Genomic DNA, 11079 nt, shown 5'->3' with positions numbered 1-11079 from the left:
TTCCGTCGGAAGATAAAGCGGGTTACCAGTCGGAATCCTTGCCCAAGTGTGATACAGGAAGATGTTCCCCAAACGTAAACGTGCGCGGCAGTTCGTGCACCGTCAGCTTTTGCGCCAGATAGGTGCGGATAATGCCCAAGTGTTCTTGCGAATATCCCTCATTAAATACGATAAACGCTTTTAGGCGGTTTCCTTCTTCGGGGCGCATCAAGCGTACGCGGCATTCCTTTATGGCGGGGTGGGCGGACAGCACTTCCTCAACTCGTTTGGGATAGACATTGATTCCCGCCACTTGTACCCCTTCGTCTGTACGTTTAAGCGGAATCAAAAAGCGTTCGCCTTTGAGTTCCACTTGATCAGGCAATCGTTTCCATTCTCCTCCCGAAATGCGGCGGATTTTAGGCGTTGGGGCGTTAAGCGTTTCCCAAAACGGCAGGATTTCAAACGGTACGGCGGGTAAATGCCTGTGTGCAATGGAACCCGTTTCACTGGCTCCGTAGATTTCGGTAAAACCGGCAGTTCCGGCATCCAACAGGCCTTGTATGGTTTCGTCCTTGCACGGCGAGGTAGACGAAAGCGTGTAAATTCCTGGGGGAAAACGGTTTCCGCATCGCAGCCAATAGTTCCAAAACAGCGGAAATCCTACCATCACATCGCCCTCTTCCAGTAATTTTTCCCACGGTTGGGTAGGCAGTGCAGGTAGGGTAACGACGGGTACATTAAGCGTCCGCGGCAGCGCGACGGTAAAAGAAAATCCATACAAATGGCTGGACGGCACCAACGAGACCACGCGCCGTACCTTGGGAAATAAGAATTTCAACCCGCAGGCTTCTTCCTGTATCATTGAATTGGAGTGAAAGCATTTTTTAGGCGTGCTGGTGCTTCCGGAGGTTAAAAAAGTTACTCCGCCCGTTTTAATATAAGAGGCAAATGAAAAATCCGTCATTAAATCCAAATTGGAAAACGTGCGCGGTTCAAAACCGAAAACAGCTGCTGTATGGATAAACACGTTTTGCAGCAATTCCTGCGGCATACGAACGAACACTTCGTCGATATCGTCCGATTCAAAAACAGCCAGTGCGTCCACCCTTTTTCGGGCAAGTTCGGTACGCATCAAATCGCCCAGCATACGTTTAATATCTGCTTTACTTAACATATGGAATCACCTCCAACGTCATTTCCGCTCCTCCAAACACGTCTTTTAGTGTGAAAGCACTGCCTTGTTCCAAACGGCGTACGGCCTCCAGTGCAGGGGCAGCAGCGGAAGAAAGATTAGAGCACGGCGCGGCGGGCGCGTCCGTGCGAAAAAAATGAAAGTCAGTTACAGAAAACAGCGTTTTTTCTGTTGGTTCGTCGGAAATGACGAATGCGGCTGCCGCGCGCATAAAAGGACCTTTCGGACCGCGCAATACAGGAGCAAATAACGACGGGTGTTCCGGCGCCATATACGCGGCTGCGGGGTTAATGTCCTCGGTCACGGCCACGAGGGCTTCTTTACACATTTTACGTTTTAAGAATTCGCGCGCGGTAAGCAGCGCACCCGCGAAGGAAAAATCAAACTGTCCCGTCGTCAGGCAGGGGCCGTTTAGGCATAAGAATATGGAAAGGGTCAGTCCGGTAGAATTATGGACCGAGCCGGCAAAAGCGGTGGGGGAGGATAATTCGTCTCCGTCATCAATAATCGTGTCCATAAATTTACACGTGCTTTCTAATGACCCCGCTCCAACGGCGACGCTGAGTCCCGTGTCTTTGGGAGCATGAAGATCCGCCCCTGCCTGTTCAAGTGCGCGGCACGAACATAAAAGCACGTTTTTTGCGATAGCTTCCATACGGCGCAGCCTGCGTGCTTCAAAGTAAGGCACAAAGGAGGCCGCATCCGCGTCACCCGTTAAGCTAGAAAATCCGTTGATGTAAAAATCAGCCATAGTAATCCTCCGCGCCTAAAATGACCGCCGCATTACATCCGCCGAATGCCAGCGAATCGGAGAGAGCGGCCTTTTTTGTCAGCGGAAGCGGTTTTATAGACGGCGTAACCCCGATTGCTTCATCTAGCTGCGAGAATCCGGCGGTAGACGGCAGTATTTTTTTGTTTAAAGCGCTAATCGTCAACACCGCTTCCACGGCTCCCGCCGCTCCAAGTGTATGCCCCGTTACTCCTTTGGAACCCCATACGGGAACCCCTTTTAAAAGGGTGTTAAACGCCGCCGCTTCGGCCGCATCGTTGGCTAGGCTGGCGGTGCCGTGCGCATTGACAAACGCAAGATCTGCCGGTGCAAGGGCTGCATCCTGCAGAGCAAAACAGACGGCTTTTTGCAAGCCTTTGGCTTCGGGATCGGGCGCCGTGGGGTGATATGCGTCACAGGCGTTACCGTATCCCAGCACGTAGCCTTTAGGGCGGACGGAAAATTCTCGTGCGGTTTCTTCGTTCATTAACAGGAGTGCTCCTGCACCTTCGCCGATATTAATACCGCAGCGGGTTTTGTCGAACGGGCGGCAACGTTCTTTGGACGCAATCATCAGGCGGATAAAACCATTGTAGGGAATTAAATTGATTTCATCGGTTCCGCCGCACAGTACCGCGTCGCATAGAGCGGATAAAATCCAACTGCGCGCAAGGCCTATGGCATCCGTCCCGCTTGCACAAGCAGTAACTACGGTTTGAAACGGCCCGTTAAACCCGTAACAGCGGCTGACGGCAAGTGCGGTAGAGGAAGCAAAATAATGCGCCAGTTCTTGTTCGCTTGCGGGGGAAGATTTTCCTACCCGACGGCTTTTGTACAAATCAAAACAATGGAATGAAGCGTCTACTGAAGTTCCCACAATTACGCCCACGCGTTTTTTTGCGGATAGTTCGGCGGGAAATACACCTGCGTCCAAAAATGCTTCGTTGGCGGCAGTTAAAAAATAGTGTAAACTTAAACTTTCTTCCGGAGGTCGGGCGTTTACGATTTCGTCTGCTGCCAAAAAGACCGGATACGAAGCGGCATAGGTGCTTTCCACCCGTCCTTGCGGAAGCGCAAACCGCGCGCTTCCGCTAAGCGCGCCCTTAAAACAATCTTCCGATGAATTCCCGCAAGCACAAAGGCATCCGGTGCCGGCTATCACGGCGGAGTTCATTATTTTTTCCGGTTTTGTTCGATGTAGGCAGCTAGGGTGCCCAAGTTTTTGAAAATTTCACGGCCCTGCTGCATATTTTCAATAGTAATGCCGTATTTTTTTTGAATGAGCATAATCAGTTCTACGGCGTCTAGACTGTCAAGACCGAGGCCTTGGTCGCCAAAAATGGCGTCCGCCGCACCGAATTTGGACAAGTCGGCGCCGCCCAAATCAATGCCGGAGGAAATCAGTTGTTTGATTTCATCGATGGTTTCTTGCATAAGGACTCCTCCCAAAGGTCAAAATAATTAAAAAACTGATACGGATATTTTATACAAAATTCTTCTAAAGCGTCTACGAATTGTTGTGCAAAATGGGCGTACGAGTCCTTGGCAGAGCCGGAATCAGGCACGGAAAAATGGGCAGCCGTCCACGTGGTAAATTCTCCCGCTCCCACCCGCGGGAAAAACATCGCTGCCACGGGTGCGCCCGTAGCCGCCGCCAGACGATAAAAGCTATAAGGCACGCGTATTTTTCCGCCTAAAAAGTCTGCCTCCACGGTATTTTTTGGATTTCCGAAAACGCGGTCCGCCATTGCACATACGGCTTCGCCTTTTTCCAGTGCGGCCATCATTTCCATAATTCCGCCCAACGGTCCCGCCGGATTGATAAATGAAAACCGTGCTTGCCGGCCGGAATGTTCGGCGACGGTTTTATCATTATCCTGCGGGTTTTTGTAGTAAAGCACGTGGATTTTTGCGGGTATAAAATCAAGCAAATTAACCGCCGCGTGCCACGCGCCGCAATGGGCGGTAAGCAAAATGAGGCCCTTTCCTTTTGCATAGAGATTTTGGCAGAGCCGCCGTTCTTCTTCTGTAGAATTTACTTTAACCGTTCCCAAAATTCCCAATGCGGCGCGGTCTACCAAAGTACGCCCAAAATTTAAGTTTAAAAGATATGTATGTTTAAAAAAATCCCATTTGGAGCGCGGTTTGAAACGGCGCGTAATATACGCGCGGGATTTTTGGCTGATGGCGGGAGAGAGTGAATAAAAAAATACCACAATATATAAAAACGCATAGGCAAGCCTGCGGCCTCCCACTGAAATGAGGGTGTACATAAAGCGGTGCTTGAGCTTGGACCCCAAACTGCGGCCCATAGTTTCTTTAGGCATGTTCACGCAAACTCCTGTGCAGCATTAGCCCGATGATCCATACCCCGCCGAACGTTACGGCGGCGAGGACCGGTGCGATGATAAGCGAGCCGAGCACCCACTCCCACACGCGTTGTAAAAACTGGCGGCCAAGGGTGGTCATATTAAACTCGGTTAAAAAATGTCCATACCGCAGAAAATATCCCGCTTCAATGCATAGGGCGGGTACAATTGGGCCGATGCAAAATTTTTCAAATGAAATGCTCAAAATTTTATTTAAATTCCACCACCCTGCGCCGAAGAAGAGCATTACTTGGCGTACCGCAGGAAGCGCAATAGAGCCGCAAAAAATACCCCAAGCGGCGGAAAACGCGTTTTTGGTAATGCTGTCCGGCTGTTTTAAATTTTCAATCATTACTTCCCAATACCCGCGTTTGACTGGTTCTCCGGTCGTTTTATTTGGGGCGTACTGGCGGTGGGGAATCGGCAGCATTGCGCGTACGGTAAGATACGTATTTAATATGCTTAAACGAAAATTGTCTTGAAATACGCTGAAATGGGAAATGCGGTTCGGCGGATAAATAACGCCAACGGGAACTTCTTGTACGCCGAACCCGCTCCACAATGCTTTGACTGCTGCTTCTACTTCAAACGAATAGCGTTTGCACCAAAACCGCTGGCAGAGGAGCATTTCCACGGGATAACAACGGTAGCCGCTTTGAATATCAGACACTTTTTTGCCCGTCTGAAGATGTACCCAAAAACCACCGAATTTACGTCCGAAACGGGAGGAAAAAGGCACTTGCTTTTTGTTAAACCTCCGCGCGCCGATAATCAGCGCGTGCGGGTTTTGGCGCGCCGCTTTGATAAGTAGGGGAATATCGGCGGCGTTGTGCTGGCCGTCGGCGTCTATAGTGATAATGTGGGTAAACCCGCGCGCTTTGGCGTAACGGGCCGCGTCTAAAATAACGGCCCCCTTGCCGCGGTTTTTTTCAAATCGAATGAACGAAACGGGTATCCCTTCCAAAAGCGGGGCGGGATTTATATCGCTGCCGTCATCAAATACCGTTGCGTCTGTCATATAGCGCAAAACGTCTTGCGCCACGCTTTTAAGCGTGCGGGCGTGATTATAATGCGGAATGACAGTAAGAAATTTCATTTTAGATTAATTTTTCCTTCTTTCCATTTGTGTAGAAATTGATGCGTAAATTCCGGCCATTCAAACAGCAGGTTTTTGTCCTTTTCGTTAATCATTAACTGCACACTGTAGCCGCGCGCCATTATACGGCCGTTTTCGTCTAAAAATGTGAAATCGTAATTCAGCCGCGCCGCTTCGCTGTAAAAAAGCCGCGCTTTGATTTCGTAACGTTTTCCGTAAGTTAAAGACGATAAATAATCCACGTGAAACTGCCGCACGGGAATCACTATGCCGTGTTCATAAAAATCTTGGTATCCGATACCCAGCGCATTGCCCAACGCCACGCGTGCATCCTCGATAAAACCGGCGTAATGGCCGTGCCACATAATGCCCATCGGGTCCACTTCGTTAAAGCGCACCGTGCGGAAAACAGACATTTCTAGCGGCGCGGGCGCGCCTTCGGGCGTGGTAAAATAAGTAATTTTTTTCATTTGTCGCGCTCCTGAAATGAAAGAATCATTTGGCTGAATTTTTGTCCGTCTTTGGGTTCCGCCAATTCGCAGAGCGTTTTGCCGTCTGCGCGCGGCGTAAGTGTAAGGTGCAAATAGGTGCGGGGAAGCAGCGGGCGCATAAATTTGGCGCGCGCGACGCTTTTTACTTCCAAGCGTTTGCCCGTTTGGCGCGAAGCCGCGTCCGCGCATAGGCTTATTTGGCAGACTGCGGGCAGCAGCGGATTATTGGGAAAGTGCCCTTCAAATGCCGGAAAATTTTCCGGAATGAAATAAACGAATGCTGCTCCCTCTGTGTGTTTAAAACAGGCTTGCAAAGACGTTTCTAAAGACATATTTTCGCTCCTTGTACGGACGCTTCAAATACCGCGCGGGTGTGCGGATCCGTAAACGATAAATTTTTCGGCGGGCAGGGTTGCAATAAAGTTTTGCGTGCAAACCGCCCAAACGCTGCTGCTGCCGCGGCGGGCAGTTTTTTAAATTTGTAATAGACGGCGGTTTCTTCGGGCGTGACATTTATGTCAAGTAATTTAAATCCAATTTCAGACAGGACAATCAGGCGTACCGCGCCGCCGTCAACCTGCGCAATTGCCGTAAAATATAATCCCCACGGGCGCACTTCTCCCGTTAGGCGGGCGGTACGCGCAGGACTTAGTTTATCCGCCTGAGCGGTTTTGTACACGAGACCTGACGAACATCCCATAAACAGAAAAAGTGCGGTAAAAATTAGCGGACGCATTTTTTATTCTCCAAAAAAGCGGGTAAAATAAACTGCGCGGCCAGTATCGCCCCGCCAATTCCCAAAAAGGACGACATTCCCATAATAAATAGTACGCCGTGGCGCGCAAACGCCAATACGCCAAAACCAGCTAAGGTGGAAAGCGCGGCCGTCCATAAGGCAGCGGGGGGATATATGATGCGCTCTCCCTTTGCCGCGCGGAATTTCATCACTTGAAAAATACCGTAATCTATTCCTAATCCGGTTAGGAGCGGCAAGAATACCAGCACAAACAGATTGACTTTGACGCCAAAGGCCCAAAAGCATCCGAACGTAAACCCTCCTGCCAGTATGACGGGGATAAAGCATAACAGCGTTTCGCGCACGTTTCTAAACACCAGCAGTACCGCCAGAAAATTAAACACAATCGACAGAAAAACAATTTTTACGGCTTCCCCGCGTACACTTGCAAGAAGTTCTTTTTTTAATCCCGATCCCGATACAAATACCGCGCCCGCCTGTTTGGCGGATGCTTCATATTCCGCCGTATTGGGCACCACGTTGACGACGGCGAACGCGCCGTTTGAAAGCTGTACGGCGGGGTTGTAAATTTGCGTAAAATCAAAGGCGTCCGGCGCGGGATTTTTCAGCTGTTGCCAAAACGGTGCAAAAGCGGACGGATTTAAGCCGAGTTTGGCGGATTCTTCTTCGATAAGCAGCCGCGCGTACTGCGTGCGGTTGGCGTTCCAGAACGCTTTCCACCGTGCGGTGTTTTCTGCGCGTTGTTTAGTGGATGGAAATACTCCGCAGGCAGCCAATGGGACGGGAAAGAAAGCGGAGGCTTGTTCGTTGTTTTCAAGCGCGTTTTCTAAGGAGGCGCCTTTTACGAACACAAGTGCATTGTCCGTAGCTGCTTGGGAAAAGGCTTCGTCAAACACGGCTTTATGGGTTTTAAAGGAGGCGGAAGTGGAGTTTAAATCTTCTATATTCCCTGAAAAATTCGTATGTGTTACGCCCCACGCTCCAAAGAGAAGTGTTAGGCTGATTGTCCATACGGACCATTTTTTTGAAAGGGCGCGTACAGAAAAAACGGGAACGGAAACTTTGGCGTTCGTATTCGTCCAGAACGGGGGAAAAACGTATAGAGCCAACAATAACGCAAACGTCAAGCCGGTTATTGAAAAAACAGCAATTTGTTTAAAGAGTTCCACAGACGAACAAAAAAGCGCAGTAAAACACAATGCGGACGTCATAAAATTGCAAAGAAGGTGTCCGCGCAGGAGCCGCACGGTTTGCTGCGGGGAGCGGCGGTCTTTTTGGAGCGCAAAAAACAGGTAAATGGAATAATCGGCCGACAGGCCCGCCACCACACTGCCAAAACCGAGTGTGATGCCGGAAATTCCGCCGAAAACCGCATACGTAACGAGCGCGGCGGGCGGTAGAATGATAAAGGGCAAAAGATAAATTAAGAGTGCGCTTTTGCGCCGTAAAAATATAAAAAATACCGATGCCAGTGCGGCCAGCGCCAGTGTGGTGACGCGCCATAAGTCTGCGCGGATAACGGAAATATTTTCTACCGTATAGCGCAGCCCGCCCAAATAAAAGGCCTGAATGTTGTTCCCTAACTTGGCGGCAAGCGTATGAAATTGGCGGGAAAAATCTTCAGCTCCTTTAAAACTTTCTTCTCCCGTGCCGTCATACAGCGCAATCAGCGTTTTCCCATCGGAGGAAGATAAAAAACCGTCCTTAAAATCAAGCCCCGTTCCCGCGCCGAGCGCGGCCAGTTTGTGCGTAACAAGACCCGTCAGCCCCAGCGGATCGGACGCGATAAGAGGTTTTAAGAGTAAGCCTTCCATAGAAAGTAAGTGCTCGTAATTTTCACGCATTTTTTGCGAAACATATTCGGGTGATAGGGTAGTTTGTGCGGCGGACGCGTCCGCTTGCGTGAACCGTGTGGGAAGTGCGTGAAAAAGCGTTAGGGCAAAGTCCGGCGAGGGAGAAAACGGCGCGCGAACGAGCTTAGCGTCCGTTAATTTTTGGCGTAATTGGTCGGCGGCTTCGGCCGCACTCGCGGCGGTGTCCGCTCGCACGACGGCAAAGATTTTTTTATTTAGTGGGGAATGTTCAAATAGCTCCACTTTTTCCCGCACGGCAGCGGGAATCATTGTGTGGATATTTTCCTCCGGCTTTATGTGCGTGAGGAGTGCCCCGCTAGCGGCGGCACACGCCAGTACAGCACAAAGACACAGTATTTTACGCCGCAGAAAAATTGTTTTCACAAAAAAGCGTCCTTGGGAAGCTGCTGGTTGATTTGCGTATCCGAGAATTTTAAAAGCGTATAATCTCCCCCGTTTTCGTCCAAACGGATTTCGGAGAGCGCCTGCGGGTTGTCTTTGGCGAACCAAACGGTAATTTTATCAAGCAGACGGTTGTCGTTGTTTTTTGGCGTAAGGGTTACGCCTCCTTCAAAAAACGAAATATCGTACGTTTCTGCCAGCGTTTTTAAATCAAACGTCAGCCACACAAGCATTTGTGCGGCCACATTGCGTGACATTATCCCCTTGACCGCTTTTTTGACGCCTTTTTCCAAACGGTATGTTTTATCCCCGTCCATTAAAAAACCGTTTTGGAAAGGCTCCGTATATTCCCAACGCAGCCGCGCCGGATTTTTTTCAAACGAAAAAACGCCTTGGCTTTCCACGGGTTCGGCCAGTAAGGTAAGATGTTTTTCCTGCGTAAAACGGCTGTGCAGCGTATTTACCGCGCCGAAACGGACGATAATTTCCCGCGCGTACGTGTCGTCCGCAGCCGTTTGGGCCGCGTCGGTATTTTGGGGCGGCGTTTGGGGGGCTTGCTGAGCCCTAAGCGCGGCAGAAACCAAAAGCAACAGCGCGCATAACAGGTGTTTCATAAGATTCCTCCTTCGGGGGGATTTTTTCCTTCCCACATAAAAATATAGACGGTTCCCTCCGCCACTTTTTCTTCCCCGCGAAACACTTCACCCGCCACAATGCGCGTACCCATAAAATCGTCCTTTAACGTAACACGGGTAACCAGTTCGTCCCCCGCGCGCACAGGAAGAAAAACCTCAAATTCCCGTACGGAAGCCATATATCCGCCGCCGTCGGTGGACAGCCCGGCGAGTTCCCGCCGTTGCGCTTCGCACGCGGCAAAGCTCTGCGCCACAATTTCGATTAATGCTTCAGGCGCCAGCGTGCCGTCCGCGCGCAAAAACAGATGATCCGGCCGGACGACGCTTTTGACGCGTGCGTCCGGCTCGGTAACGGACAAAATTTCGTCCACCAAAAGCATCGGCTTTTTGTGCGGAACGAGGGTGTCTACGGGGGAAAATGAAATCGTCATTTACTTTTTTGCGCGAAGCGGGAAATGTTTAAATCCAAATTACGCACCCATTGGTTGTATTTAGGGTGGATACGGTTCTTTTTCGCGTTGTATCTCATATTTTGGCTGTTCGCATATTCGATGGCATAGGAATTCCCGGTATACGGGATTTTGACTTCCACGATATGTCCGCGCAAGGTCAGCCGGCCCGTGATGACGTCGGGGGCCGTTTCGCTCATTACCCACCGGCGTCCTTCGCCGCCCTGTAAAATAGCTTCGCGCATTGTTTTGCCTTCAGCCAAAGCGACCGTGTGCTGGGGCACGTTATACACCTGCGGCAGGCTTCTGCACCCCGCCAGTACGGCTAAAAAAGCCGCCAAAACTAACATTTTTTTCATTGTAAGTCCTCCTGTAAAGACTGCATAATGCGGTTTTTTGTCTCGCGCGCCATTTCCAAGTGGGCCAGTTCGCCTTGAAAGTCTTTCGGGTAAACGGCGGGCAGTGATTTTAAAACGATTTTTGCGGGGTGGAGTGTAATAGACTCCGCCGGAAGCATTTCTCCTGTTCCGCCAATGGCTACGGGCACTATGGGAGCACCCGTTTTTTCGGCTAGATAGAATGCGCCGCTTTTAAAACGCGCGTTCGGGTTTTTTCGCGATCCTTGCGGAAACAGCACGATGTCACACCCGTTTTGCAGGGCTTCTTGGCATTTGGCAAGCATTTTTTCGGGCGGTGTTTTTTCTGCGTCCAAATATCCCGCGCCGTTCATTACATAGCGGAAGAAAGGCAGTTTAAATACCCAGCCTTTGGTAATGTAGACTACATTGTCAAACCCCAGCGCAGCCACGCAGTACAAATCTAACGACGAGGCGTGGTTGGCCGCCACAATGCACGGTTCTTTCGGTCTTGCCGTTTGCTGCGTTTTCCAACCGGAAGAACAGAGCCGCATACAAAATAAAATTCCGCGTGACTGCCAGTAAACGAACTTGCGTACGTTACGGCCCTTGGTACCGGAAAACAGCCACAAAAACGGTCCGGCAACGAGGCCGGAAACAAAAAGCCATAATATGGCCGAGGAACCAATTATGGCGGTGTTAAAGAGTGTACGCAGCGCGTGCATCAT

The 11079-nt window shown here is 50.4% G+C and carries 14 protein-coding genes; all 14 read right to left on the bottom strand.

Annotated elements, in window-relative coordinates:
* Positions 1-22 precede the first annotated feature (22 nt).
* Genes ACI351_RS00890 through ACI351_RS00825 form a run of 14 tightly spaced genes read right to left on the bottom strand, consistent with a single transcriptional unit; the run spans position 23 to position 11079 of the window.
* The gene (locus tag ACI351_RS00890) at positions 23-1156 is read right to left on the bottom strand and encodes an AMP-binding protein (protein ID WP_439733374.1); all 1134 of its coding nucleotides are present in this window, start codon (positions 1154-1156) and stop codon (positions 23-25) included.
* Complete coding sequence (locus ACI351_RS00885) at positions 1146-1925, bottom strand: beta-ketoacyl synthase N-terminal-like domain-containing protein (protein WP_439733373.1); 780 nt, start codon at positions 1923-1925, stop codon at positions 1146-1148. The genes ACI351_RS00890 and ACI351_RS00885 overlap by 11 nt, the downstream gene beginning before the upstream one ends.
* On the bottom strand, positions 1918-3117 hold the full coding sequence (locus ACI351_RS00880; RefSeq protein WP_439733372.1) for a beta-ketoacyl synthase N-terminal-like domain-containing protein: 1200 nt from the start codon (positions 3115-3117) through the stop codon (positions 1918-1920). Before ACI351_RS00880 ends, ACI351_RS00885 begins: the two co-directional genes overlap by 8 nt.
* Complete coding sequence (locus ACI351_RS00875; RefSeq protein WP_439733371.1) at positions 3117-3377, bottom strand: phosphopantetheine-binding protein; 261 nt, start codon at positions 3375-3377, stop codon at positions 3117-3119. Before ACI351_RS00875 ends, ACI351_RS00880 begins: the two co-directional genes overlap by 1 nt.
* Positions 3344-4270, bottom strand: coding sequence for an LpxL/LpxP family acyltransferase (locus tag ACI351_RS00870; protein WP_439733370.1), 927 nt, complete (start codon positions 4268-4270; stop codon positions 3344-3346). The genes ACI351_RS00875 and ACI351_RS00870 overlap by 34 nt, the downstream gene beginning before the upstream one ends.
* Positions 4263-5408 carry a glycosyltransferase family 2 protein gene (locus ACI351_RS00865; RefSeq protein WP_439733369.1) on the bottom strand — a complete coding sequence of 382 codons (1146 nt, stop codon included), beginning with the start codon at positions 5406-5408 and terminating at the stop codon, positions 4263-4265. Before ACI351_RS00865 ends, ACI351_RS00870 begins: the two co-directional genes overlap by 8 nt.
* Positions 5405-5878 carry an acyl-CoA thioesterase gene (locus ACI351_RS00860; protein WP_439733368.1) on the bottom strand — a complete coding sequence of 158 codons (474 nt, stop codon included), beginning with the start codon at positions 5876-5878 and terminating at the stop codon, positions 5405-5407. Before ACI351_RS00860 ends, ACI351_RS00865 begins: the two co-directional genes overlap by 4 nt.
* Complete coding sequence (locus tag ACI351_RS00855; protein WP_439733367.1) at positions 5875-6231, bottom strand: hypothetical protein; 357 nt, start codon at positions 6229-6231, stop codon at positions 5875-5877. The genes ACI351_RS00860 and ACI351_RS00855 overlap by 4 nt, the downstream gene beginning before the upstream one ends.
* Complete coding sequence (locus ACI351_RS00850; protein ID WP_439733366.1) at positions 6222-6635, bottom strand: hypothetical protein; 414 nt, start codon at positions 6633-6635, stop codon at positions 6222-6224. The genes ACI351_RS00855 and ACI351_RS00850 overlap by 10 nt, the downstream gene beginning before the upstream one ends.
* Positions 6623-8893 carry a hypothetical protein gene (locus ACI351_RS00845; RefSeq protein WP_439733365.1) on the bottom strand — a complete coding sequence of 757 codons (2271 nt, stop codon included), beginning with the start codon at positions 8891-8893 and terminating at the stop codon, positions 6623-6625. The genes ACI351_RS00850 and ACI351_RS00845 overlap by 13 nt, the downstream gene beginning before the upstream one ends.
* Positions 8890-9525: a LolA family protein gene (locus ACI351_RS00840; RefSeq protein WP_439733364.1), complete on the bottom strand. Its 636-nt coding sequence runs from the start codon at positions 9523-9525 to the stop codon at positions 8890-8892. Before ACI351_RS00840 ends, ACI351_RS00845 begins: the two co-directional genes overlap by 4 nt.
* Positions 9522-9977: a hypothetical protein gene (locus ACI351_RS00835; RefSeq protein WP_439733363.1), complete on the bottom strand. Its 456-nt coding sequence runs from the start codon at positions 9975-9977 to the stop codon at positions 9522-9524. Before ACI351_RS00835 ends, ACI351_RS00840 begins: the two co-directional genes overlap by 4 nt.
* Positions 9974-10354 carry a hypothetical protein gene (locus ACI351_RS00830; protein ID WP_439733362.1) on the bottom strand — a complete coding sequence of 127 codons (381 nt, stop codon included), beginning with the start codon at positions 10352-10354 and terminating at the stop codon, positions 9974-9976. The genes ACI351_RS00835 and ACI351_RS00830 overlap by 4 nt, the downstream gene beginning before the upstream one ends.
* On the bottom strand, positions 10351-11079 hold the full coding sequence (locus ACI351_RS00825; protein WP_439733361.1) for a lysophospholipid acyltransferase family protein: 729 nt from the start codon (positions 11077-11079) through the stop codon (positions 10351-10353). Before ACI351_RS00825 ends, ACI351_RS00830 begins: the two co-directional genes overlap by 4 nt.

Origin of the sequence: Candidatus Avelusimicrobium sp., assembly GCF_051874775.1 — a bacterium.
Taxonomy (GTDB): domain Bacteria; phylum Elusimicrobiota; class Elusimicrobia; order Elusimicrobiales; family Elusimicrobiaceae; genus Avelusimicrobium.
The sequence above is the reverse complement of the archived record's forward strand: the minus strand, read 5'-3'. Positions and strand labels throughout refer to the sequence as shown.

Coding starts and splice junctions, on each gene's coding strand:
- ACI351_RS00890 (WP_439733374.1), bottom strand. CDS start 1,156: ATGTTAAGTAAAGCAGATATTAAACGTATGCTGGGCGATTTGATGCGT.
- ACI351_RS00885 (WP_439733373.1), bottom strand. CDS start 1,925: ATGGCTGATTTTTACATCAACGGATTTTCTAGCTTAACGGGTGACGCG.
- ACI351_RS00880 (WP_439733372.1), bottom strand. CDS start 3,117: ATGAACTCCGCCGTGATAGCCGGCACCGGATGCCTTTGTGCTTGCGGG.
- ACI351_RS00875 (WP_439733371.1), bottom strand. CDS start 3,377: ATGCAAGAAACCATCGATGAAATCAAACAACTGATTTCCTCCGGCATT.
- ACI351_RS00870 (WP_439733370.1), bottom strand. CDS start 4,270: ATGCCTAAAGAAACTATGGGCCGCAGTTTGGGGTCCAAGCTCAAGCAC.
- ACI351_RS00865 (WP_439733369.1), bottom strand. CDS start 5,408: ATGAAATTTCTTACTGTCATTCCGCATTATAATCACGCCCGCACGCTT.
- ACI351_RS00860 (WP_439733368.1), bottom strand. CDS start 5,878: ATGAAAAAAATTACTTATTTTACCACGCCCGAAGGCGCGCCCGCGCCG.
- ACI351_RS00855 (WP_439733367.1), bottom strand. CDS start 6,231: ATGTCTTTAGAAACGTCTTTGCAAGCCTGTTTTAAACACACAGAGGGA.
- ACI351_RS00850 (WP_439733366.1), bottom strand. CDS start 6,635: ATGCGTCCGCTAATTTTTACCGCACTTTTTCTGTTTATGGGATGTTCG.
- ACI351_RS00840 (WP_439733364.1), bottom strand. CDS start 9,525: ATGAAACACCTGTTATGCGCGCTGTTGCTTTTGGTTTCTGCCGCGCTT.
- ACI351_RS00835 (WP_439733363.1), bottom strand. CDS start 9,977: ATGACGATTTCATTTTCCCCCGTAGACACCCTCGTTCCGCACAAAAAG.
- ACI351_RS00830 (WP_439733362.1), bottom strand. CDS start 10,354: ATGAAAAAAATGTTAGTTTTGGCGGCTTTTTTAGCCGTACTGGCGGGG.
- ACI351_RS00825 (WP_439733361.1), bottom strand. CDS start 11,079: ATGATGCACGCGCTGCGTACACTCTTTAACACCGCCATAATTGGTTCC.